General features: G+C 64.0%; 20 protein-coding genes. 14 read left to right on the top strand and 6 right to left on the bottom strand.

Features of this window, described 5'->3' with window-relative positions:
* Positions 1 to 68: 68 nt before the first annotated feature.
* Positions 69 to 1,370 (bottom strand): carbohydrate porin, encoded by a 1,302-nt coding sequence (locus KO538_RS24045; protein ID WP_219329865.1) that lies wholly within the window; start codon positions 1,368 to 1,370, stop codon positions 69 to 71.
* Positions 1,371 to 1,680: 310 nt separating this feature from the next.
* On the opposite strand from KO538_RS24045, the gene KO538_RS24040 reads away from it, so the two are divergent.
* From KO538_RS24040 to KO538_RS24005, 8 genes are all read left to right on the top strand, one after another.
* On the top strand, positions 1,681 to 2,985 hold the full coding sequence (locus KO538_RS24040) for a sugar ABC transporter substrate-binding protein (RefSeq protein WP_176390914.1): 1,305 nt from the start codon (positions 1,681 to 1,683) through the stop codon (positions 2,983 to 2,985).
* A 102-nt stretch (positions 2,986 to 3,087) separates the two neighbouring features.
* Entirely contained in the window at positions 3,088 to 3,948 is an 861-nt protein-coding gene (locus KO538_RS24035; protein WP_219329864.1) for a carbohydrate ABC transporter permease, read from the top strand.
* Between the two features lie 10 nt (positions 3,949 to 3,958).
* A complete protein-coding gene (locus tag KO538_RS24030; protein ID WP_034758454.1) occupies positions 3,959 to 4,777 on the top strand; it encodes a carbohydrate ABC transporter permease in 819 nt (272 codons plus the stop codon).
* A gap of 22 nt (positions 4,778 to 4,799) precedes the next feature.
* On the top strand, positions 4,800 to 5,846 hold the full coding sequence (locus tag KO538_RS24025) for an ABC transporter ATP-binding protein (protein ID WP_219329863.1): 1,047 nt from the start codon (positions 4,800 to 4,802) through the stop codon (positions 5,844 to 5,846).
* A 1-nt stretch (position 5,847) separates the two neighbouring features.
* Positions 5,848 to 7,323 (top strand): mannitol dehydrogenase family protein, encoded by a 1,476-nt coding sequence (locus KO538_RS24020; protein WP_219329862.1) that lies wholly within the window; start codon positions 5,848 to 5,850, stop codon positions 7,321 to 7,323.
* Positions 7,324 to 7,338: 15 nt separating this feature from the next.
* Complete coding sequence (locus tag KO538_RS24015; RefSeq protein ID WP_219329861.1) at positions 7,339 to 8,256, top strand: AraC family transcriptional regulator; 918 nt, start codon at positions 7,339 to 7,341, stop codon at positions 8,254 to 8,256.
* Positions 8,257 to 8,311: 55 nt separating this feature from the next.
* The gene (locus KO538_RS24010; RefSeq protein WP_219329860.1) at positions 8,312 to 9,238 is read left to right on the top strand and encodes an AraC family transcriptional regulator; all 927 of its coding nucleotides are present in this window, start codon (positions 8,312 to 8,314) and stop codon (positions 9,236 to 9,238) included.
* 71 nt (positions 9,239 to 9,309) lie between these two features.
* Positions 9,310 to 11,361: an esterase-like activity of phytase family protein gene (locus KO538_RS24005; protein WP_219329859.1), complete on the top strand. Its 2,052-nt coding sequence runs from the start codon at positions 9,310 to 9,312 to the stop codon at positions 11,359 to 11,361.
* A 102-nt stretch (positions 11,362 to 11,463) separates the two neighbouring features.
* Here the strand turns inward: KO538_RS24005 and KO538_RS24000 are convergent, their stop codons facing one another.
* On the bottom strand, positions 11,464 to 13,548 hold the full coding sequence (locus KO538_RS24000; RefSeq protein ID WP_374106881.1) for a prolyl oligopeptidase family serine peptidase: 2,085 nt from the start codon (positions 13,546 to 13,548) through the stop codon (positions 11,464 to 11,466).
* A gap of 118 nt (positions 13,549 to 13,666) precedes the next feature.
* Positions 13,667 to 14,374, bottom strand: coding sequence for a glutathione S-transferase family protein (locus tag KO538_RS23995; protein WP_219329858.1), 708 nt, complete (start codon positions 14,372 to 14,374; stop codon positions 13,667 to 13,669).
* Between the two features lie 113 nt (positions 14,375 to 14,487).
* Here KO538_RS23995 and KO538_RS23990 point away from each other — a divergent pair, with 113 nt between their 5' ends.
* The 3 genes from KO538_RS23990 to KO538_RS23980 all read left to right on the top strand — a co-directional run bounded on the left by KO538_RS23990 (position 14,488) and on the right by KO538_RS23980 (position 17,390).
* Entirely contained in the window at positions 14,488 to 14,853 is a 366-nt protein-coding gene (locus KO538_RS23990) for a helix-turn-helix domain-containing protein (protein ID WP_219329857.1), read from the top strand.
* Positions 14,854 to 14,914: 61 nt separating this feature from the next.
* Positions 14,915 to 15,502 carry a hypothetical protein gene (locus KO538_RS23985; RefSeq protein WP_219329856.1) on the top strand — a complete coding sequence of 196 codons (588 nt, stop codon included), beginning with the start codon at positions 14,915 to 14,917 and terminating at the stop codon, positions 15,500 to 15,502.
* Between the two features lie 241 nt (positions 15,503 to 15,743).
* Positions 15,744 to 17,390: a PAS domain-containing methyl-accepting chemotaxis protein gene (locus tag KO538_RS23980; RefSeq protein WP_219329855.1), complete on the top strand. Its 1,647-nt coding sequence runs from the start codon at positions 15,744 to 15,746 to the stop codon at positions 17,388 to 17,390.
* On the opposite strand, the gene KO538_RS23975 is transcribed toward KO538_RS23980, so the two are convergent.
* The 3 genes from KO538_RS23975 to KO538_RS23965 form a co-directional block, all read right to left on the bottom strand.
* Entirely contained in the window at positions 17,362 to 18,210 is an 849-nt protein-coding gene (locus KO538_RS23975) for a DUF2071 domain-containing protein (RefSeq protein ID WP_219329854.1), read from the bottom strand. The genes KO538_RS23980 and KO538_RS23975 overlap by 29 nt on opposite strands.
* 62 nt (positions 18,211 to 18,272) lie before the next feature.
* Positions 18,273 to 19,055, bottom strand: a complete 783-nt coding sequence (locus tag KO538_RS23970; protein ID WP_046684805.1) for a 3-hydroxybutyrate dehydrogenase — start codon at positions 19,053 to 19,055, stop codon at positions 18,273 to 18,275.
* A gap of 92 nt (positions 19,056 to 19,147) precedes the next feature.
* On the bottom strand, positions 19,148 to 20,209 hold the full coding sequence (locus tag KO538_RS23965; RefSeq protein WP_219329853.1) for an AraC family transcriptional regulator: 1,062 nt from the start codon (positions 20,207 to 20,209) through the stop codon (positions 19,148 to 19,150).
* A gap of 139 nt (positions 20,210 to 20,348) precedes the next feature.
* Here KO538_RS23965 and KO538_RS23960 point away from each other — a divergent pair, with 139 nt between their 5' ends.
* The 3 genes from KO538_RS23960 to KO538_RS23950 are packed head-to-tail and all read left to right on the top strand — an operon-like array spanning position 20,349 to position 23,865.
* Positions 20,349 to 21,959 carry an FAD-binding oxidoreductase gene (locus KO538_RS23960; protein WP_219329852.1) on the top strand — a complete coding sequence of 537 codons (1,611 nt, stop codon included), beginning with the start codon at positions 20,349 to 20,351 and terminating at the stop codon, positions 21,957 to 21,959.
* Positions 21,956 to 23,524, top strand: coding sequence for a glycerol-3-phosphate dehydrogenase/oxidase (locus KO538_RS23955; RefSeq protein ID WP_219329851.1), 1,569 nt, complete (start codon positions 21,956 to 21,958; stop codon positions 23,522 to 23,524). The genes KO538_RS23960 and KO538_RS23955 overlap by 4 nt, the downstream gene beginning before the upstream one ends.
* Complete coding sequence (locus KO538_RS23950) at positions 23,521 to 23,865, top strand: hypothetical protein (protein WP_219329850.1); 345 nt, start codon at positions 23,521 to 23,523, stop codon at positions 23,863 to 23,865. The genes KO538_RS23955 and KO538_RS23950 overlap by 4 nt, the downstream gene beginning before the upstream one ends.
* Positions 23,866 to 23,867: the final 2 nt, after the last annotated feature.

Genomic DNA, 23,867 nt, shown 5'->3' with positions numbered 1-23,867 from the left:
TTCCGCCCTTTTTTCGGGGTCAGACCCGTTGGGTCTGACCCCAGCCTTTGCTTCTGGGTTGTTTCAGCTTAAAACCAAGTTTCCACTTGGAAACCATACGACGTGCCGCTGGTATTGTTGTTGTAGATCGGGCCGCCGTTGTTCGACGCATTGACCGAAGCGGTGGCCGCATCGTTCCATTTGCCGTAGGTCACGAAAGCGCGCAGTTCTGGACGCGACCACAGGCCAGGACCTGCCGAGATCGTCGGTGCGATGGTCAGCTTGGTCAGGCGCTTGGCTGGCTGGCCGCCCGATTGCGTCACGCGGTCCGTACCCAGTTCGCCCACCAGCTTGAAGTTGTTGGTGAACGCGTACACAGGACGCACGCCGACCGAGGTCCAGGTCGAGGAACCGGTAGCATTCGACTCGTCTTTTTGCCACAGGGCGACAAATTCCATGCCGAAGTTGGCCATCGGCTGGATCGCCATGTCATTGAAGACGCGCGTACGCTTGCGGTCCGAACCGAAACCGGTGTCGCCCGAAGCGCCGAACTGGCCGTTGCCGGCACCGCCGACGCCAGGACCGACGCCGTACTGCACGCCGAAGGTGTTGCCGCCGCCGAAGACTTTCGCTTGACGGTGGAATGCCGACAGCTGCCAGCCGTTATTGCGCTTGCCCAGGATGGCGTCATCCTTGCCTTCGCCGATGATGTAGGTCGCGGCCAGGTCCAGGGTACCGTTTTCATTGACGGGGATTTCGCCGTAGATGAAGTTCTGGCGCACGGCCGATTTCGTGCCCAGGTAGGCGCCAGGTACGCCGCTGCGCGAGCCTTTGTCGTCATCGCGCTGGGCGATGTCGTTGTCCTTGAAGAAGGCGTACGAGAATTTACCAGGACCCATCGGAATGCGGTCCAGGCCGGCGCCCGTGCCGTTCATGTTGATGTATTGCAAGTCCAGCATGTGGATGTCAGGACGGTAGTAGAAGCGTTTACCGACCCAGGCCGTGCCGCCGTTCAGGAAATCGAGTCCCTGCGCTTCGACATAGGCTTTGACGATGCCCAGTTTGTTGTCGCCGAAATCCGAGTTTGGCGCGTAAGCGTTGACCCAGATCGTGGCCAGGAAGTTCACGCCGCCGGACTGGGCAACGGACTTGGTGTAGCCGAATTCCGTGTAGGCGTCGCACTCATTGCCCAGACGATATTTCATGGTGTTGCCACCGAGGCCGAAGCAGCCTTGCGAACCGCCGTCGCCCGACGTGTTGCTGCCGGCGCCAGCGCGCAGGTAGCCGTGGAAGCCTTCGGCATCGGATGGGTACATCGGGTCGGCCATGGCGGAAGCGCTGGCGATGGCCAGCAGCAGGGCAGGTAAAGTTTTCAATGCAGTGCGATTCATGCGGTCTCCAGAAGAATGTTGGTGGTAGCGGTGATGCCCAGGAAGGCGGCCACCGCACACGGTCTAATGCCGAAAACCAAGTCTAGCAGCGCTTTTTTGACCACCCTGATACAAAACGTGCAAGTACTGATACTTTCTTTCAGAGTGTTGTTTTTGCTACATATCGATACTCTTGCGCATGATGGGCTTGCAAAAGAGTATCGAATTGCGGTTTTGGAGTATCAGAAAGTATCAAAGTCCGGTGCTACATTGTGGTCGTGGTGCCAAGTAATCGGGCATTGCCAACGACAAAAAACACTGGAGACACACAATGAAACGTTCCGCCATTGCCGCGCTGATCGCCGGCTGCCTCAGCTCGTCCGCTTTTGCCGCCACCGACCTGGTCATCGCCACCGTCAACAACGGCCACATGATCGAAATGCAAAAGCTCAGCAAGTTCTTCGAGCAAGCCAATCCCGACATCAAGCTCAAATGGGTGACCCTGGAAGAGGGCGTCTTGCGCCAGCGCATGACCACCGATATCGCCACCAAGGGCGGCCAGTTCGACGTGATGACCATCGGCCTGTATGAAACGCCCATCTGGGGCAAGAAAAACTGGCTGATTCCCATCAAGCCGGACGCCAAATACGATATCGACGACTTGCTCCCCGCCATCCGCGAAGGCCTGTCCGGCGACGGCAAGCTGTACGCGTCGCCGTTCTATGGCGAAAGCTCGATGATCATGTACCGCAGCGACCTGGTGAAAAAAGCGGGCGTGACGATTGAGGACCGCCCGTCCTGGAACCAGCTGCGCGACGTGGCGGCCAAGCTGCACGATCCGGCCAACGGCGTGTACGGCATCTGCCTGCGCGGCAAGCCGGGCTGGGGCGATAACATGGCGTTGATCACCACCATGGCCAATTCCTACGGCGGCCAGCTGTTCGACATGAAATGGAAGCCGCAATTTACCAGCAAGCCGTGGAAGGACGCGGTCAACATGTACGTCGACCTGATGAAGAAATACGGCCCGCCGGGCGCGGCCGCCAACAGCTTCAATGAAAACCTGGCCCTGTTCAACCAGGGCAAGTGCGGCATCTGGATCGACGCGACGATTGCCGCCTCCTTCATCACTGATCCCAAGCAAAGCAAGGTGGCCGACAAGGTGGCGTTCGCCCAGTCGCCCGTCGGCGTGACGGAGCGGGGCGCCAACTGGCTGTGGATCTGGTCGCTGGCGATTCCTGCAAGCTCGAAGCACCCGAATGAAGCGCAGCGCTTCATCAACTGGGCCACGTCGCCCGATTACGTGAAACTGGTGGCCAAAGAAACGAGCTGGGCCAACGTGCCGACGGGCACGCGCAAGTCGACCTATGCGAGCCCCGAGTTCCAGAAAGTGGCGAAATTTGCCGCCGCCGAAGGCAAGGCCCTGGCCACCACGCGCGCCGTGCAAAGCACTTTGCCGCCATCGCCATATGTCGGCGTGCAATTCGCATCGATTCCCGAATTCCAGGTAATCGGCGTGGCAGCCGGCCAGCAGATGGCGGCGGCATTGCTGGGCAAGGTGACGGTGGACCAGGCGCTGGAGTTGTCGCAGCAGACGGCGGAAAGAGAAATGCGCAAGGGCGGCTACTACAAATAACGCAGCGTCCTTGTCGAGTAGTTTGCTTACCCCAACGGCGTAAAGCAGGGGTCAGACCCGCCGGGTCTGACCCCAGATTTCCCCTTGCCCCAAGAGAACACTATGAAACGCATTATCCCCCGGACTTTGCTGACGCCGGCCGTGGTCGCCGTCTCCGTCATTTCCGTGATCCCGCTGTTGATCACCCTGTATTACGCGTTCGTGCGCTATTCCATGCTCGATCCGAGCGGCCATCCTTTCCATGGCCTCGCCAATTTCCACTTTTTCTTTACCGATGCCTCGTTCCTGCCGGCCTTGCAGAACACGTTCACCCTGCTGTTTTCCGTGATGCTGATCACGGTGGTGCTGGGCACGGCGCTGGGGCTGCTGATCAATGAAGCGTTCCCGGGGCGCGCCATCGTGCGCGTGCTGTTGATTTCGCCTTTCCTCATCATGCCGGCCGTGAATGCCCTGATGTGGAAGAACATGTTGCTCAATCCGATCTACGGCCTGTTCGCACAAATCAGTATTTTCTTTGGCGCCACGCCCGTCGACTGGCTGTCGGCCCACCCGCTGTTTTCCATCATCATGATGGTCTCGTGGCAATGGCTGCCGTTTGCCTGCCTGATCTTCATGACGGCCCTGCAATCGATGGACCGGGAACAGCTGGAAGCGGCGCGCATGGATGGCGCCACCTATCTGCAGCAGTTGCGCTACCTCTACATTCCTCACCTGGGCCGCGCCGTCTCGGTGGTGCTGATGATCGAGATGATTTTCCTGCTGTCGATCTTTGCGGAAATCTTTACCACGACGGGCGGCGGTCCCGGCTTCGACACGACCACCATCACCTTCATGATCTATCAGCAGGCGCTGCTGTCGTATGACGTAGGAGCGGCCTCGGCCGGCGCCCTGTTCGCCGTGCTCATCGCCAACATCGCCGCCTTCTTCCTGATGCGCGTCATCGGCAAGAATCTGTCGAAATAAGGAGACCTTGATGCATAGCAAACTCAATTTGTATGGCCGCACAGCCGCCGCCTGGCTGTTCGCGCTGCTGCTGTTCTTTCCCATCTTCTGGCTGGGCCTGATGGCCTTCAAGACGGAAGGGCAAGCCATTTCCACACCGCCGCTGCTGTTCTTCACACCGACCCTGGACAGCTTCCGCGAAGTGCTGGCGCGCGACAATTACTTCGGCTACGCGTGGAACTCGCTGTTTACCAGCGTGCTGTCGACGGCCATTGGCCTCTTGATCGCCATTCCGGCAGCGTATTCGATGGCTTTCTTTCCCACGAGCGGCACCATCGGCTTGCTGAAATTCATGCTCAGCTCGCGCTACATGCCCGGCGTGGGCGCCCTGATGCCCATCTACATCTGCTACCAGTACTTCGGCCTGCTCGATACGCGCATCGGCCTGACCATCATGTTCATGCTGATGAATTTGCCCATCATGATCTGGCTGCTGTACACGAGCATGAAGGAGCTGCCGCGCGAAATCCTCGAAGCGTCGCGTATGGATGGCGCCACCGTGTGGGATGAATTCCGCCACGTCGTGCTGCCTTTGTCCGTGGGCGGCATCGCTTCCACGGCGCTGGTCTGCATGGTGTGGTCGTGGAATGAATCGTTCTGGTCGCTGAACCTGGGCGCGTCCAACGCGGGCACCCTGGCCTGGCTCATCGCCTCGTATTCGAGCCCGGAAGGCCTGTTCTGGGCCAAATTGTCGGCCGCTTCGCTGATGGCGATTGCGCCCATCATGGCGCTGGGCTGGTTCTGCCAAAAACAACTGGTCCAGGGGATGACCTTCGGCGCAGTCAAATAAACTACAGAATAGAGACACAATCATGGCTTACCTTCAACTGAGCAATATCGAAAAATTCTTTGGCGAGCACCGCGCCATCAAGGGCATCGACCTGGAAATCCAACAGGGCGAGTTCGTCGTCTTCGTCGGGCCGTCCGGCTGCGGCAAGTCCACCTTGCTGCGCCTGATCGCAGGCCTGGAACCGATCGACGGCGGCAAGCTGTCGCTCGACGGGCGCGACATCACGGCCCTGCCATCGTCCAAGCGCGACCTGGCGATGGTCTTTCAATCGTATGCGCTGTATCCGCACATGACGGTGTTCCAGAATATGTCGTTCGCGCTGAAACTGGCCGGCGTCGATCCCGCCATCATCCGCGAAAAGGTGGATAAGGCGGCCGCCATCCTCGACCTGGGGAAATACCTGGAACGCACGCCGAAGGAACTGTCGGGCGGCCAGCGCCAACGTGTGGCCATCGGCCGCGCCATCGTGCGCGATCCGAAAGTGTTCCTGTTCGATGAACCGCTGTCGAATCTCGATGCGGCACTGCGCGTGCAGACGCGCATCGAGATCGCCAAGCTGCACCGCGAACTGGGCGCCACCACGATTTATGTGACCCACGACCAGGTCGAAGCGATGACCCTGGCCGACCGTGTCGTGGTGCTGCGCGACGGGCAGATCGAGCAGCATGGCTCGCCCTTGGAACTGTATGACCGTCCCGCCAACCGCTTTGTCGCGCAATTCATCGGCACGCCCAGCATGAACGTAGTGCCTGCCGATGCGGCGCCGCAGTTGCTGGCGCAGGCGGGCAGCGCGGCGCAGGCGGACGGCTTTATCGGCATCCGCCCGGAACACGTGCACCTGGGCGCGGCGCAGCCGGGCAGCGTTCCCGTCACCGTTGACCTGGTGGAGTCCTTGGGTGTGGAAACCCTGACCTATGTGCGCTTGCCGAACAACGTGCAGGTGGTGTCGCGCGGCGCCGAGCGCAGCAGCCTGCAGCCGGGCCAGCAGACGCATCTGACGTTCGAGCCGGGCTTCGTCCATTATTTTGACCGCGCCGGCAAGACCTATGCCGCCGCCAAGGGAGTTTGAAATGAGCGCCATTGAACTGAAACAGACGAACCTGGCCAAGCTGGCAGGGAACGTGGCCGTGCCCGCATACGTGCGCGAGACGCTCGTGCCCAGCATTGTGCATATCGGCGTGGGCGGCTTTTTCCGCGCCCACCAGGCCGTCTACCTCGATGACTTGCTGGCCTTGCCCGGCAACGTGGAATGGGGATACTGCGGCGTGGGCTTGCTGGCGCACGACGCTGCCATGCGCGACGCCATGCGGGCGCAGGATGGCTTGTACACGGTGGTCGAGCGCAGCGCGGCGGGCGACTCTGCCCGCATCATCGGCTGCGTCGGCGAGTACCTGTACGCGCCCGACCACCCGCAAGCCGTGCTGGAAAAGCTGGCCGACCCCGGCACGCGCATCGTCGCGCTGACCATCACCGAGGGCGGTTATTATGTGAACCAGGGCACGGGCGAATTCGATGCGGCCCACCCCGACATCGTGCATGAACTGGCGCATCCGGAATCGCCGCGCTGCTCGTTCGGCTACCTGGCCGCCGCGCTGGCCCTGCGCCGCGAGCGGGGCCTGGCGCCGTTTACCATCATGTCCTGCGATAACCTGCAAAACAATGGCGACGTCACGCGCAAGATGCTGCTGGCCTTTCTCGCCCTGCGCGACCTTGAGCTGGCGCGCTGGCTGGCCACCGATGGCAGCTTCCCCAACAGCATGGTCGACCGCATCACGCCGGCCACCACCGATGAACACCGGGCGCTCGTGCGCGACAGCTTCGGCATCATCGACGCCTGGCCCGTCGTGTGCGAGCCATTCCGCCAGTGGGTCATCGAAGACGAGTTCCCGCAGGGCCGGCCGGCCTGGGAAAAGGTGGGCGCGCAGATGACGCACGACGTGCTGCCGTATGAAAAGATGAAGCTGCGCCTCTTGAATGCCAGCCACCAGGCACTGTGCTACATCGGCATGCAGCTCGGTTACACGTTTGCGCACGAAGCGATGGGCGATCCTGGTATCCGCGCGCTCGTGCGGCGCATGATGGATGACGAGGTCACGCCGCTGCTGGATGAAGTGGAAGGCATCGACCTTGAACGGTACAAGGCTACCCTGATCAAGCGCTTCTCGAATCCGGCCGTGCGCGACCAGCTGGCGCGCATCGGCACGGAGGGCTCCGCGCGCATCCCGAAATTCGTGCTGCCGTCCGTGCGCGAAGCGCTGGCACAGGGCGGCGCCATCAAGCTGCTGGCGTTTACCGTGGCCTGCTGGTTCCGCTACCTGGAAGGCCATGACGAGCAGGGGCGCGAGATGCCCCTGAACGACCCGTATGCGGTGCGTCTGCGCGCGCTGGCGCTGCAGGGCGGCGCGGACGCCGCGGCGCTGCTGTCCCTGCGCGAACTGTTCGGCGACTTGAGCGACACGCCAGCGTTTGCGCAGGCGGTGGCGCAAGCGCTGGCCAGCCTGTATGGACTGGGTGCGCGCGGGGCGCTGGAACAGATCGTCGCCTGACGGGGAGGGCGCGCCATGCCACGCAAAGCCGACGCTTGCTTGCCGCAGATGGAGCTGGAACAGCAGCGCGACGCCACGCCCGGCTTCGAGCCGAAAGGCAGTTTCGGCTTCATCCGCTACCTCGAGCACGGCTTTCCGAATGCGCTGGTGCGCTGGCATTACCATGACGAGTACGAACTGCACCTGATCGTCGAGAGCAGCGGCAAGGTCTTTGTCGGCGACTATATCGGCCAGTTCACGCCTGGCCACCTGGTGCTGACGGGGCCGCGCGTGCCGCACAACTGGGTCTCGCTCGACACGCCGCCCGAAGGCGTGGCCCTGCGCGACATGGTGGTCCAATTTTCGCATGCGCCGCTGGCGTCGATGGCCGCCGCCATTCCCGAATTGAAGGATGTTTTCCCGCTGCTGCAGCGCGCCTTGCACGGCGTGGAATTCTTTGGCGTCAGCGAGCAATCGTTGCGGCGCTTCCGGCGCATCCGCGACAGCAGCGGCCTGCCGCGCTTCATCGAATTTTTGACCTTGCTGGGCGAGCTGGCGCAGACCAGCGACTACCAGCTGCTGTCGACGGTGCCGATGCAGTCGAGCGACGACGACGCGGCGCTGGCGCACATCAGTTCCGCCATCAATTTCATCGTGCACAATTACAGCAGCCAGTTCTCGCTGAAGCAGCTGGCCGAGCAGGTGGACATGCCCGAGCGGACGTTTTCGCGCTTCTTTCGCCACGCCACGGGCAATAGCTTCACGGACTTCGTCAACCGCCTGCGCATCAACAAGGCGTGCCAGCTGCTGATGGAGACGGAGCGCTATGTCAGCAACATCTGCTACGAGGCGGGGTTCAATAACGTGGCCAATTTCAACCGCCGTTTCCTGGAATTGAAGGGCATGACGCCGAAGGAATTTCGCCAGCAGGCGCTGGGCCGCTTTGGCGAGTGACGCTTTTTGAGGTACATTGGATGGCACAGGCGGGGACAGCCTGGGAGAGACAAGCATGGAATACCGATGGCAGAAGGACAGCGAGCGCAAGGCGCCCGAACTGGAACGCGAAAGCTACGACGGCATCATCAATTACCTGGAACATGGCTATCCCAGCTCGCGCGTGCGCTGGCACTGCCATGAAGAGTATGAGCTGCACCTGATCGTCGCCACCAGCGGGCGCTTGTTCGTGGGCGACTATATCGGCGAGTTTTCACCGGGCCACCTGGTGCTGACGGGACCGCGCCTGCCGCACAACTGGATATCCAACGTGATGCCGGAAGGCGGCGTGGCCCTGCGCGACATGATCGTGCAATTCGCCCACGCGCCGCTGGCCGGCGCCGCGCGCGTCATTCCCGAATTGCGCGAGCTGCTGCCGCTGCTCGAGCGCTCCAGCTATGGCGTGGAGTTTTTCGACATGGGCCACGAGGCCGAGCGGCACCTGGCGCGCATCCGCGCCACGCACGGCGCCGAGCGCTTCGCCGAATTCGTGCAATTAATGAGCAAGCTGGCGCGCACGGCCAATTACCGCTTGCTGTCGAGCGCCTCCCTGCGTTCCTACGACGATGACGCCACCCTGGCCAAGGTCAATTCCGTCCTCAACTACATCACGGACAATTACCGCGAGCCGATTTCGGCGGAAATGCTGGCCGAGCAGGTGGGAATGTCGCTGAGTAAATTCTCGCGCTTCTTCCGCAAGGCGACGGGCAACAGCTTTACGGATTTCATGAACCGCCTGCGCATCAACAAGGCTTGCCAGCTGCTGATGGATACGGATCAATACGTATCGAATGTCTGCTACGACGTGGGTTTCCAGAACGTGGCCAATTTCAACCGCCGCTTTTTACAGGTGAAGGGCGTCACGCCCAAGGAATTCCGGCGCCAGGCCGATGGGCGCTTTGGCGGTATCGGCGGGCCTGTTGCGGATACGCCACCGCCGTGATACCTGTCATGGGCTTGTCACTTTGAGCAGTTATCCTCCACGGCTTCAATCCCACCCTAGCCGAGGAATGCATGAAGACTGTCGTAACGTCCACCCCGAAACTGACCCTGCTGGCCATCGCCGCCGGCCTGGCCCTGGCCGCCTGTGGCGGCAGCGACAGCCACAATGAGCCGGCCAAGCCCGTGGCGCAGACGGGAGTGTTCCTCGACGGCGCGGTGGAAGGGCTCGATTACGTGGCCGGCAGCGCGGCCAAGGCCAGCACCAATGCCAAGGGCGAGTTCATTTGCAACCCGGGCGATACGGTAGCCTTCAGCGTGGGCGGCCTGGCCCTGGGTTCGGCCCCATGCGGCCCCGTCGTCACGCCGCTGGCGCTGGCCGCCAGCACCAACGTGGCGGACGACAAGGTCGTCAACCGCCTGCTGGCGCTGCAATTGCTGGACGAGGACAGCGATCCGTCGAACGGCATCAAATTGACGGCGGAAGTGAAGGCCGCGCTGGCCGGCAAGACCTTGGACTTTGCCGCCGTCCCGGCCGTCTTCAACGCGGCCCTGTCCGCGCATTTGACTGCCGTGGGCGCGAAGTTCGCCGGCCGCACGGTCGATGCGGAACGCCGCGCCCTCGTGCGCGAGCATTTCGAAGACACCCTGGCCTCGAAAGCGGGCGCGCCCGTCAACGAGGCGCTGACGCAAGCCAACCCGGTCGGCGAAGTGAAAGTCACCGTGACGCGCTACCAGATCCAGGCGGACAGCAAGTTCTACGTGCCGTACGAAGGCGCGAACGCCAAGATCAAGGGCGAATTCCCGAACGGCTTTTTGCCATCGTATGGTTCGGGCCTGGCCTACAAGGGCAAAAATGCGGCGGGCGACCTGGAATTCTATGGCTTGACGGATCGCGGTCCGAACGGCGATGGCCCGCTGGTGCCCGATCCATCGGGCAAGGGCACGATTGGCAGCAAGATATTCCCGTCGCCGAGCTTCACGCCTTCGTTCGGCGTGCTCACGGTGGGCAAGAACGGCGCCGTCCTGAGTTCCTCGACGCCGATCAAGGTATCGGCCACCGTCAACAGCTCGGGCTTGCCCGTGCCCGTGGGCGCCGTCGGTAATTCGGCCGAGATTCCCGTCATGGATGCGATGAAGTTCGACGCGGCAGGCAAGGCTGTCTTCAATGCGGGCGGTCTTGATTCGGAGTCCATCGTCGTCGATACCAAGCGCAACGCGCTGTGGGTGTCCGACGAATACGGCCCGTTCATCGTCAAGATCGATGCGGCCACGGGCATCATCCAGGCCAAGTACGAGCCCGGCAAGGGCTTGCCGGCGCTGTTCGCCAAGCGCCGCGCCAACCGCGGCATGGAAGGCATGACGCTCGATACGAGCAACGACAAGCTGTATGCGTTCCTGCAAAGCCCCCTGTCCGACGGTACTGCGCCGTATTCGGTGACGAAGAAGAATGAACAGGTCGAGCGTTTCGCCCGCTTCACGCGCTGGATCGAATTCGACCCGGTGACGGGCACCAGCGGCAAGATGTATGCGTATCCGCTGAATGCGGCCGACTACCAGGATGGCCGCACGGGCAACGCCAAGCTGGGCGACATGGTGGCGCTGGGCGGCGGCAAATTCCTCGTCATCGAGCAGGGCGCCGCGCCGTCGGGCAAGGTGTTCAATAAACTGATGCTGGTCGAACTGAAGGGGGCCACGGACATCGCGGCCGCCGCCTTCAACGCGGCGACGTCGGATCTGGAAAAAAGCAGCATGGGCGGCGCGGCCGTCAATGGCGCCGACTGGACGGCCGTCACGCCGTTGAAGAAAACCATGTTGCTGGACTTGAACGCCATCGGCTGGGCGGCGGAGAAGGCCGAAGGCCTGACCCTGATCGACGACTCCACCATTGCGCTGGCCAACGACAATGACTTCGGCCTGAAAACCAAGGTCTTTGACGCGAATGGCGTGGAAGTCGATGGCGCCGACGTGACCAAGTGCACGGTCGATGCGAACGGCACCATCGTCACGAGCAGCGCGGCCGGCTGCAACGCCGCCAACACCATCCGCGTGGCCCGCGGCGACGACCGCGAGCGTCCAAGCCGCTTGTGGATCGTGAAGTTTGCCAAGGCGCTCAGTACGTATTGATGTAGTTTGACGGACGTAAAAAAGCCGCAGGCGTGAGCTGTGCGGCTAGCGTAGAGCTGGGGTCAGACCCGCCGGGTCTGACCCCTGATTTTGCTTTATTGGTTATTTTTTCGTGTAGGTATTCAACCAATCCAAAACGGTGTGATGCCACAGCAGCGAATTGGCCGGTTTCAGTACCCAGTGGTTTTCGTCAGGGAAGACCAGCAGCTTGCTCGGGATGCCCTGGCGCTGCAGCGCCGTGAAGGTGCCCAGGCCTTGCGCGGTCGGGATGCGGAAATCAAGGTCGCCCTGGACCACCAGCATCGGCGTCTTCCAGTTTTTCACGAAGTTGACGGGGTTGAACTGCTCGTGCTTGGCCGGTGCGTCGTAGTACGGGCCGCCGTTTTCCCATTCCGTGAACCACAGTTCTTCCGTCGCGTAAGCCATGCCGCGGTTGTCGAACACGCCATCGTGGTTGACCAGGCACTTGAAGCCGTCCGGCCAGTTACCGGCGATCCAGTTCATCATGTAGCCGCCGTACGAGGCGCCCAGCGCGCAGCTGCGCTCGCGGTCCAGCCATGGGAACTTCTTGGTGGCCGCTTCCAGGCCCTTCTGCAAGTCGACCAGCGGCTTGCCGCCCCAGTCGCCGCTGATGGAGTCCGTGAACTTCTGGCCATAGCCGGTCGAACCGTGGAAGTCGATGAAGACGGTGGCGTAGCCGGCGCCCGCATACACTTGCGGATTCCAGCGGTAGCTCCAGCTGTTGCCGAAGCTGCCTTGCGGGCCGCCGTGAACGAGGAAAGCGATTGGATATTTTTCACCGGCCTTGGCATTCCACGGTTTCATGACGTGGCCGTAGACGGTCTCGCCATTCGCGCCGGCGAACGAGAACTGTTCATATTCGCCGAAACGCACGTCGGCCAGGGCTGCCGCATTCTGTTTCGTCAGCTGCACCATCGGTGCGTTTTCCGACTTGGCGTCAAGCTTGCGCGTGTACAGCTGCGCGCCCGAAGCCAGGTTGGCCTGCGCCAGCACGATGGTGTTGCCGCGTACGTCGAAGTCGCCCACGGCGCCCTTGCCCGTCAGCGCTGCGACCTTGCCGCTGGCCGCGTCGATGTGGAACAGACGGTGCTGGCCCACGTCATCGGCGGAAACGAGGAAGGCCTTGCTATCCGGCGTCCAGCGGAAGTCGGCCACGGAACGGTCCCAGTCGTCGGCCACGGTGCGCTTCTTGCCGGTCGCAACATCCATCAGCACCAGATGAAAACGGTCCGCTTCGAAGCCCGGCTTGGTCATGGCGACATAGGCGAGGGTGCGGCCATCGGGCGACCAGGTGGCTTTCGCGTCCCAGGCCGGATTGTCGGCCGTGAGGTTGCGTGGCGCCTGCCCGCCGGCGGCGGGAATCGTGTAGACGTCGAAGTTGGTCGACCACGATTCCGTGCGGCCGGCCACGCGCACGGAGAAGGCCACGGTCTTGCCGTCCGGGCTGAAGTGGTATTCGCCGTTGTCGCCGAACGGTTTCGATGGCGCGTCGCCGTCGAGGGTGCCGCTCAGGCTGACGGGCGTGGCGCTGACCTTGCCGGTGGCATCGATCGGCGCCGAGTACAGTGCGTTGCGGCGGCCATCGGCCCAGGTATCCCAGTGGCGCACGAACATCTGGTCGTAGACCATGCCGCTTGCCTTGTTCTTGGCTTTGTCATCGAGGCGCTTTTTCGTGCAGGCGAGGTCCGCGCAATCGAGGAAGACGCCCATGCTGAAGGCCAGGCGGTCGCCCTGCGGCGACAAACGGTAGGTGTCGACGTCCAGCGCCAGGTCGGTGACCTTGGCCGCTTCGCCGCCGTTCAGGGGCAGTTGCCACACTTGCGATGAGCCGGAACGGCCGGAGAGGAAGTAGATGGCGTCGCCGTTCGGCGACCATTGCGGGTCGCTGGCGCTGGCATCGCCGCGCGTGAGCTGGCGTGGCGCCGCGTTCGGCGCGCGCAGGTCGATCATCCACAGCTGCGTGTTGCCACGGTTTTTGTCCAGGTTGGTGGTGCGCACCGTGTAGACGACGCGCGTGGCGTCCGGCGACAGCACGGGGCTGCCCACGCGTTCCATGGCCACCATGTCTTCCACGGTGAAACCGCGCGGCGCGGCCAATGCCGGCACGGCGGCAGTGGTGGCCATGGCGGCACTGAATGCTCCCAAGAGCAGCAGACGTAAACTCATTCAAACTCCCGTTTTATATTGCGACGTTATCGATATGGTATTGACGTGGCCGGCTGTACCGCCGGCAGCCCGACATCATAGCAATAAAGACGCGCCTGCTGCGGGAGTTGACCGCCGGTTAGCCGGCCTTTGCTGCCAGTTGGTCGAGCGCCACGTGCCCGAGGAAACCGCCCCGGCTGGCGGCCGGCAAGCCGTCTTCGATGGCGTGGGCAAAGCGGATGCTGGGGTCTTGTTCCAGCGCGGCCAGCACGCGCGCCGTGTTCGGATAATCGGCCAGGCTGGCCAGTTGCAGCGGTTCGGCCCAGCGCGCCGTGGCGGCCAGGTAGGCGTCGGCGATGGTCGGCGCCGTGTCCGATGCCAGCCAAGTGCGGCCCTCGAGCAGGCGCTCCAGGTGGGCCAGGCTTTTGTTCACCTTCTCGACGGCCATCTCGCGCCAGACGGCCGCGCGCGCATCGTCCGGTGCCGCGCGCGCGGCCTGGAAGGCGGGCATAAAGGCCGCGTGAAACGTCGTGTGCAAAAAGGACAGCACGCTGTTGAGGCGGTCGTAGTCTGGCGTGCCTTGGGCAAAGCCCAGGCCGCTGCTTGGCGCGCGGGCGGCCAGGTGCAGCAGGATCGCCATGCTTTCCAGCAGCGGCGCACCCGTGTGCGTGAGCAGGGCCGGCGTCTGGCTCAGGGGATTGATGGCGAGAAAGGCCGGATGCTGCTTGCTGGCCGGGTCGCGCGCTTCCACGCGGGCCAGACGATACGGCAGGCCGCTCCATTCGAGGGCGGCGATGGCGGCAAACGAGCAGCCGAACGGCACGCTGTAGATCAGGGTGGTTTCCAAGTCAAACTCCGATGAGGTGAGGGAAGAGCAGTCTAATCGCGATGGTTACTATTTGGAAGAAGGCAGAATAATGTGGTATAGGTACATTTTTTATACCAAGTTGGAAGCGAACCATGAAAGATAATGTCTCCGGCTGCGCCGTGGAAGAAGCGATGCGCTTGCTGGGCGGGCGCTGGCGGGTGGTGCTGCTCAGCTATCTGATGGCGGGGCCGAAGCGCTTCAGCGAAATCCGCCGCGCCGTGCCGAATATCTCGCAGCGCATGCTGACCCTGGACTTGCGCGCGCTGGAAGAAGCGGGCTTGCTGACGCGCACGATTTACGCGGAAGTGCCCGTCAAGGTGGAATACCGGCTGACGGATGAGGGCTTGCGTCTGCGCGAACTGGTCGAGATGCTGCGGGCCATCGGCTTGCGCCTGCGCGGACAGGCGGACGCGGGCGGGGCCTTTCTCGCGCCCGATGCCGTGAATAATTCTCTATAGAAACAGCTGTTTTTATGCAAAGTGCTAGACTGCCGGCCTTAACTCACTACACTCGATACTCATGCGCCTGACTTCCATCGCCCTGACCGCCGCCCTGTTCGCCACCCTGCCGGCCCATGCCGCCACCATGCCCACGCTTGAGCAAATCCATGCCGCCGTGCAGGCGGGCGTCGCCAAGACACAAGCGAAGACGCAGTCGAGCATGCCGTTCGTCATCAAGGTCACCAGCCTGGCCGGCTGCCAGGACTCGCAGGAAGTGCCGGGCGAAGTGGTGTGCCTGGTGGGGATGAGCGCCGGCATGCGCGATGCCTTTAATGTACTGCCGCTGCGTAAAGAGGGCGATACCTGGGTCGGCGTCGAGCGCAAGAACGCCAAGTTCGCGGGGCCGTCGCCGGCCGAGGCGCAAGCGATGATACGCGCGTGGGCCAAGGAAGAAGTGGCGCGCAATCCGGAAGCGGCCAAGGACGTGCAGATGCAGGAAGCGCAAAGCACCATGCAGGTCAAGGCCGTCAACGAGTGCGACGTCAAGCGCAAGACGGGCTACCTCGCATGCGATACGGAATTGAGCGTGCCGAGCCGTCCGGAAGCCATCAAGACGGAACTGACCTTCATGCTCGAGAGCGGTAACTGGCGCTACGTTCCCCGTTAGACGTTTTTCCGCCGGGACAGCCAGGCTGTTCCGGCATCATTCCCGCCATCCCCCCCGCAGCCACGCCGCCGTCTGCAATATTTGCAGATCCACAAGGCAATCTCATCCGTCAAAATTGCCGATTTAAATTAATAATTAAATATTAAAATTAATGTATCGGTGCAGATTGCAGCCGGCTTGCTGCCGTGCCGCATTTGACCGTTCCCCCGTGCCAGCAAGGGCTACAGCCAAGGATCCGACCATGCGACTCAATCTTCCCGTCAGCGATACCGAAATCAATTTGAGCGATAGCGAGACCATCGTCTCGACTACCGACTTGCAAGGCAATATCACCTATGCCAACCCGTATTTCATCGCCGTCAGCGGTTACAGCGCGGAAGAATTGATCGGTGCGCCGCAAAACATCCTCCGGCATCCGGACATGCCGGTCGAAGCGTTTGCCGATTTCTGGGCCACCATCCGCTCGGGCCGTTCGTGGAGCGGCATGGTGAAAAACCGCTGCAAGAATGGCGATTACTACTGGGTGCTCGCGAACGTGACGCCCGTGGTCGAGGATGGCGTGGCCGTCGGCTACATGTCCGTGCGCACCAAGCCGACGCGCCAGCAGGTGGCGCAGGCGTCGGCCCTGTATGCGCGCATCAAGGCGGGACAGGCCGATGGCATCGTCATCAGCCAGGGCGCGGCCGTGCGCACGGGCTGGCTGGCCAGGCTGGCGAGCTTGCGTGACCTGCCGCTGGGCAAGCGCATCGGCTGGAATCTGGGCTTGCTGAGCCTGGTATTGCTGTTGCAGCTGGCGTGGAATGCGGGCGTGCTGCCGGCCGGCGCGGGCGGCTGGCTGACGGGCCTGTCCGTGCTGGCCTTGGGCGCAACCCTGTATTTCTGGCACAGTTTGCACCGCGCCGTGCTGCAACCGTTGCAGCAGGCGCGCCAGGCCTGTGACGTGATGGCGGGCGGCGACTTGACGGGCGAGCTCGACACGACACGGCGCGACGAAATGGGGCAGCTGCTGCGTTCCTTGCGCCAGCTGCGCGTGAATTTGCACTCCATCGTCGGCGACGTGCGCGGCAATTTCCTGCGCATCAGCATGGCCAGCCAGGAAATCGCCGCCGGCAATATGGACTTGTCGGGCCGCACGGAAGCGCAGGCGTCGGCCCTGCAGCAGACGGCGTCGAGCATGGAGCAGCTGGCGGCCACGGTGCAGCAAAACAGCGGCAACGCCGTGCAAGCGAGCGACATGGCGGGCAAAGTCCACGGCCTGGCCGGGCGCGGCGGCGAACTCGTCGGCCAGATGGTGAGCATGATGGCGGACATTAACGCTTCATCGAAGAAGATCGGCGACATTACGGGCATTATCGAAGGCATTGCCTTCCAGACGAATATCCTTGCTTTGAACGCGGCCGTGGAAGCGGCGCGCGCGGGCGACCAGGGTCGCGGCTTTGCCGTCGTGGCGGGCGAAGTGCGCAGCCTGGCGCACCGCAGCGCGGCGGCCGCCACGGAAATCAAGCAATTGATCACGGCGTCTTTGGCGCAGGTGGAGGCGGGCGCGAAGCTGGCGCAGCAGGCGGGCGCGAGCAGCGTCGAAATGCTGGGCGCCGTGCAGGGCGTGCACGGCATCATGGAAGAGATCGCCTCGGCTTCGCGCGAGCAAAGCCACGGCATCGGCCAGGTCAACATGGCCGTCACGCAGATGGATGAAGTAACGCAGCAGAACGCGGCGCTCGTGGAAGAATCGGCGGCCGCCTCGGCGTCGCTACAAGACCAGACTCTGCAGCTGGAGCAGGCGATGGCCTTGTTTAAGCTGGAACGGCGACGCGGTGGGCCGGCGACGCCCGTGCGCGCGCCACCTGAGCGCCGCCGCGCTACAGCAGGCGCTCTGACAGCGCCTTGAAGGCAACCTCGGGCACGAGAAAGGCAAACGGGGTTGACAGGGGCGGCAGCTGGCCCAGCAAGCCGCAGTCGGCGCGCAAGGCCGTCAGCGCCTGCACTTGATCCACATCGACGGGCAAGTCGATTTCACCGAAGACCAGCTTGCCGTTGCGCGGCACGTGCGCGATGGCCGCATCCTGGCAGGCGAGGAAGGCGACGGCATCGTGCCAGTTGCCGAACGGCGCTTGCCAGTCGGCATCGAGGCCATGCTCCGCCATGATGTCCGCCTGCATATCGAGCAGTGGGGCGCTGCCGACACCGGGCGTGATCGTGCAGCGCGCCTGCGTGGCAGTGACTTCCAGCGCCATGTTGTCGGCCAGGTGGCTCGGCAGGATGTCGCTGAACAGCCGCGTGCCCAGCGCATGGGGCAAGCTGTCCATGATATTTTTCAAGAAATACACGCAGGGCACGGCCGGCGCGCCCGCTGGCGTGTGGTCCAGGTACAAGCGCCAGTTGCTTTGCAGCGGAGACGGCAGCAGCTTGCGTAAGGGACCGAGCAGGGCCGGGCCGAAATGCCCGTGGCGGTAGGTCAGCACCGTGAATGGCGTCTTGCCATCGCGCTGCCACAGGGTCACGCCGGCGGGCAGCAGCCGCTGCGCGGCAGCGGCATCGACCAGCCAGCTCACGTAGACGACGTCGCGCACGTCGCTGTGCAAGGTCAGGAAGGGCAGGCGTGACATGACGGCCTGGCGCACCTTGGCAAAGCGCGTGCAATTGGCGAGCGCGGCAAAGAGCCGCCCCGGCCAGCCCGCGCGCGGGTGGCGGTAAGTGTTGTCTTGCAATTGGGGACTTTCAGATGCGGTGATGCAGGCGGACGGCGCCGCCTGCCGGAGACGCTGCGTGTTTACTGCATATGCCAGCCGTGGCTGACGACAATCGATTGGCCGCTCAAGGCCGTCGACGGGAATGCCGCCAGGAAGACGGCCGTTTGCGCCACGTCTTGCGTGGTGGTGAATTCGCCGTCGATGGTGTCTTTCAGCATCACTTTCTTGATCACGTCTTCTTCGCTGATGTTCAGCTGGGCCGCCTGTTCGGGGATTTGCTTGTCGACCAGCGGCGTGCGCACGAAGCCCGGGCAGATGACGTTGGCGCGGATGCCGTCCTTCGCGCCTTCCTTGGCCACCACCTTGGCCAGGCCCAGCAAGCCGTGCTTGGCGGCCACGTAGGCGCTCTTGAACGGCGAGCCTTCGTGCGAGTGCACGGAACCCATGTAGATGATGGCGCCGCCGCGGCCGGCCTTGATCATTTCGCGCATGCAGGCGCGCGTGGTGAGGAAGGCGCCGTCCATGTGAATGGCCAGCATCTTTTTCCATTGGTCGAACGGGTAGTCGACGACGGGGCTGATGATCTGGATACCCGCATTGCTGATCAGGATATCGATGCCGCCGAAGTGGGCCACGGCATCGGCCACGCCCTTGTCGACCTGTTCTTCGCTCGAGACATCCATGGCGACGGCAAACGCCTGGCCGCCCGACTGCTTGATTTCCTCGGCCGTCTTGCTGGCCGCTTCCAGGACCAGGTCGGCGATGACGACCTTGGCGCCCTGTTTTGCGTATTCGATGGCCATTTCCTTGCCGATGCCACTGGCGGCGCCGGTAATCAGTGCGACTTTGTCTTTGAGTTGCATATTAATCCTTTGCATTGCGGGTTGGAGTGATCGTGGAAAATCTGACTTTGCCAGTATAGCGAGAAAACGCGGTGTACATGCCCCGCGCACGTCTATGGGGCTTGCTGCCTGTCAAGGATTTCCTGCAGCCGCCAGGCGCCGGGATTGGTGCCCGCCCAGGTGCGAAACGCGTGGTTGAACGCGCTTTGTTCCTGGTAGCCGAGCAGGAAGGCGATGTCGACCAGCGACAAATGGGGCTCGCGCAGATAGTCGCGTGCCAGGCCGTATCTGGCCTGGTCCAGCAGGGCCTGGAAGCTGGTGCCCGCGTCGGCCAGCTTGCGCTGCAAGGTGCGCGGCGTCACGGCCAATGCGGCGGCAACGGTGGCCAGCCGCGCAGAACCCTGGCGCAAGCCTGCCACGATGGCCGCGTGCACTTGCGCGTCGATGGCGCCGCCGGTGTCCGTTTCAGCCTCGCGCTGCGCCAGCAACTGTTCCGCATGCTGGCACAGCACGGGGTAGAGGCTGACGTCGGCGTTCGGCACGGGCCAGTCCAGCAATTGCGCGTCGAAAGTGGCCGTGTTGGCACCCGCGCCAAAGGCGGGCAGGCTGCCCAGCACGCGCACGTATTCGTCGCGGTGGGCCGCGTGGCGCAGCAAGTCGCCGCCGCCATCGTGGGTGAATGCCAGTTTGGCCGGCGGCAGCGGCATGCCGGCCAGCCAGTCGCCGCTGACACGGATGCCGGCAAAGACGCTGTCGACCAGGTGCCGGCTGGCGCCCGGGTAGTTGCTGGTCCAGCGGTAGTGCGCGACGGCGCCATCGCGCTGCAGGGCCGACTGGCCCAGGTCGTGCGCCAGCCGTTCATAGCGGGCCGTCTGTTCCAGCACCTGGCCCACGTTGCTGCAGCTGAGTAAAATCAAGCCATAGGCGCTGTACGTGCCCATGCGCACCCGCTGGCCCACGTGCAGGCCGAAATGCGCATCGCCCGCCAGCATCGCGCCCGCATCGAGCAGGCGCACGTAGTCGCGCGCGGCCAGGCCGGGCGTGGACGCTTCCAGGCTGTGCGGCGCCACGCCGGCCGCTTGCGCCAGGGTGACGCCATCGATGCCGTGCGCGCCGGCCGCTTCGAGCAGCGGCAGCAGATAGGCGCCGGCGACCCGGCCGTCAGTGCTTGTCATGATGGAACAATGCGATTGTCATGAAAAACCAATACCCTTCGTCTGTGGCGGCATATGCTATTGATCTAGCAAGAAAATCAGGCAAGAACAGTATAGCAAGCCGCCGTGGCGCGCAACTGGCCGAATATAGGGGATGTCGATGCAACGCTGGAATGGCTGGGGAGACGAGAGCATCACGTATGCGCTGAGCGGGGACGCGCTGGCGTTTTTGCGCGAGCGCCTGGGGCCGGGCAGCGGCATCGTCGATGCCACCTTCGACGACGCCTGCGCACAGGTGCCCGCTTCGCGCCTGGCGCCGCATCCGCTGATCGACACCACGCCTGCCACACGCGTGCGCCATGCGCTCGGTCAAAGCCTGCCCGACTGGTTCAAATTGCGCCATGGCCGCATCGGCGCCGTGCCCGATGGCGTGGCCTTTCCCGACAGCGCGCTGCAGGTGCGCCAGCTGCTCGCGTATGCGCGCCAGGCCTGCGTGGCCGTCATCCCGCACGGCGGCGGCACCAGCGTGGCCGGGCATTTGACGGTAGCGGCGGGACCGCGCCCCGTGCTGTCGCTCAGCCTCGCGCGCCTGTGCGCGCTGGGCCACCTGGACCGCGAAGCGCAGCTGGCCACGTTCGGCGCGGGCGTGTATGGCCCCGACCTGGAAGCGCAACTGCGCGCGCAGGGCTACACGCTGGGCCACTATCCGCAGTCGTTCGAGTATTCGACCCTGGGCGGCTGGATCGCCACGCGCTCGTCGGGCCAGCAATCGTTGCGCTATGGCCGTATCGAGCAGCTGTTCGCGGGCGGTGAAGTGGAAACCCCGGCCGGCACCTTGCGCATCCCCACGTTTCCCGCTTCGGCGGCCGGCATCGACCTGCGCGAAATGGTGCTCGGTTCCGAAGGGCGGCTGGGCATCCTGACACAAGCGACGGTGCGCGTCTCGCCGCTGCCGCCCTACGAAGCATTCCACGCCGTGTTCTTTGCGCACTGGGGCCAGGCGCAGGCGGCCGTGCGGGCGCTGGCCCAGTCGCGCCTGCCCTTGTGCATGCTGCGCCTGTCGAACGCCCTGGAAACGCAAACCATGCTGACCCTGGCCGGGCACAAGAAACTGGTGGGACTGCTGGAACGCTATTTGTCGCTGCGCGGCTGCGGCGACGGCAAGTGCATGCTGATGCTGGGCGTCAGCGGAGAGGAAAAACTGGCCCGTGCGGCCCTGCGCGGCGCCCTGGCGCTGGCGCGGCGGCATGGCGGCGTGCACGTGGGGCGCCACATGGGCGACAAATGGAAGCAGGGGCGTTTTCGCAATGTCTACCTGCGCAACGGCGCGTGGGAGCACGGCTATGTGATCGACACGGTGGAAACGGCCGTCGACTGGCCCCGCGTGGCCCCGATGATGGCGGCGCTCGAGCAGGCGGGCGCCAATGCGCTGGCCGCGCATGGCGAGCAGGTGCACGCATACACGCATCTGTCGCACGTGTATGCGCAGGGCGCCAGCGTCTACACCACCTATGTGTATCGCTTGGCGGCCACGTATGAAGAAAACATGGCGCGCTGGCGTGCCCTGAAAGACGCGGCCGGCGCCGCCATTGTCGCCAACGGCGGCACCATCAGCCACCAGCACGGCGTGGGCACGGACCACGCGCCGTGGCTGGCGGCCGAAAAGGGAGAGCTGGGCATCGCCGCCATGCGCGCGCTGCTGCGCCAGTTCGATCCGCAGGGCATGATGAATCCGGGCAAACTGCTGCCTGACGCGGGCAGCGGATTGTGAACAGGGACGATTTGCCCGGCATCCTGGCGCGCGAGTGGGACGTGCTGATCGTCGGCGGCGGCATCACGGGCGCCGGTATCTTGCTGGAAGCGGCGCGGCGCGGTTTGACGGCGCTGCTGGTGGAGCAGCGCGATTTCGCCTGGGGCACGTCGAGCCGCTCCTCGAAGCTCGTGCATGGTGGCTTGCGCTACCTGAAGCAGGGCCAGTTCGCGCTGACGCGCGAATCGGTGCACGAGCGGGTAGCCTTGCTGACGGATGCGGCCGGGCTGGTCGAGCCGCAAGGCTTTGCCTTTGGCGACTATACGGGCAGGAAGCCGGGGCGGCGCCAGTTCATGCTGGGCCTGGCCATCTACGACATGATGGCGGGCCGGCGCGCGCGCCGCTATGTCGATGCGGCGGATTTTGCCATGCTGGCGCCGCACATCCGGCGCGACGATCTGCAGGGCGGCATGCTGTACCAGGACGCCAAGACGGACGATGCGCGCCTGGTGCTGCGCGTGCTGCAGGAAGCGCGGCGCCATGGCGGCGTGGCCGTCAATTACCTGGGCGTGGCGTCCTTGCTGCGCGACGGTGGCAAGGTCGCCGGCGCCACCTTGACCGATGCGCTCGATGGCAGGGCATTCACCGTGCGTGCGCGCCTGGTGATCAGCGCCACGGGCGCCTGGGCCGACGCCTTGCGGGGCCAGGTGGGAGAAACGCCGAAACTGCGGCCCCTGCGCGGCAGCCATCTGCTGCTGCCCGCCTGGCGGCTGCCGCTGGCGCAAGCCGTCAGCCTGATGCACCCGCATGATGGCCGCCCCGTGTTTGCCTATCCGTGGGAGGGCGTGACGCTGGTGGGCACCACCGATGTCGACCACGGCGCCAGCCTGGACGTGGAGCCGGCCATCACGCGCGGCGAACTTGCGTATCTGCTGGCCGCCTTGCAGTGGCAGTTCCCGCAACTGGCGCTGGGCGAAGGCGATGTGCTGGCCACGTTTGCCGGCGTGCGTCCCGTGATCGGCAGCGGCCAGCTTGACCCGTCGAAGGAAGCGCGCGAACATGCGCTATGGCTGGAAAACGGCTTGCTGACGGTGGCGGGCGGCAAGCTGACGACGTTTCGCGTGATCGCCCTCGACGCATTGCGCCGCGCCGCGCCGCTGCTGCCGGGCTGGCAGGCGAATTTTCGGCCCTTGCCGATTTTCGATGCCGTGCCGCCCTTGTCGGGCAAGGCCCTGGCGCTCGATGCCGAACAGCGCGAACGGCTGCTGGGCCGTCATGGCGCGGGGGCGCAGGCGCTGTGCGATGCGGCGCAGGACGGCGAACTGGCGCCGATTCCCGGCACGCAGACCCTGTGGGCGCAGCTGCGCTGGGGCGCGCGCAACGAGGACGTGCAGCACCTGGACGACTTGCTGCTGCGGCGCACACGCCTCGGTTTGCAGCTGGCCGGCGGTGGGCTTGCTATCATGCCGCGCCTGCGCGCCATCTGCCAGCGTGAACTGGGCTGGGACGACGCGCGATGGGAAGAAGAGCAGCAGCGCTACCTGGCCCTGTGGCGCCGCCATTACAGCGTGCCGCAGGGTGAATGAAAACCATAAAAAAGGAGAGCATCATCGAGACCATCCTGTTTGGCCAGCCCCTGGAACTGGGCGACGCGCGCATCACCTACGACAGCCTGTCGCCGCTGGACTTGCGCCAGAGCGTGGACGTCCTCGTCGACGACCTGGGAGAAGACCTGCTGCAAATCACGTGCGCGAATGGCGACATCGTCGACGTGGGCTGGTATCCGGCCTGGAACGAACAGGGACGCTTGCGCGTGGTGGCAGTGCGGGGCCAGGACTGGGAAGCGCCTGTCTTCAGCGCCCGGCCGGAAAAAGATCCGCAGGCGCTGCTGCAGGCGCTGCGCGCCGCGCTGGCCAGCCTGGGCTGATG

Origin of the sequence: Janthinobacterium sp. NKUCC08_JDC (genome assembly GCF_019345575.1) — a bacterium.
Classification (GTDB): Bacteria; Pseudomonadota; Gammaproteobacteria; order Burkholderiales; family Burkholderiaceae_D; genus Janthinobacterium; species Janthinobacterium aestuarii.
The sequence above is the reverse complement of the archived record's forward strand: the minus strand, read 5'-3'. Positions and strand labels throughout refer to the sequence as shown.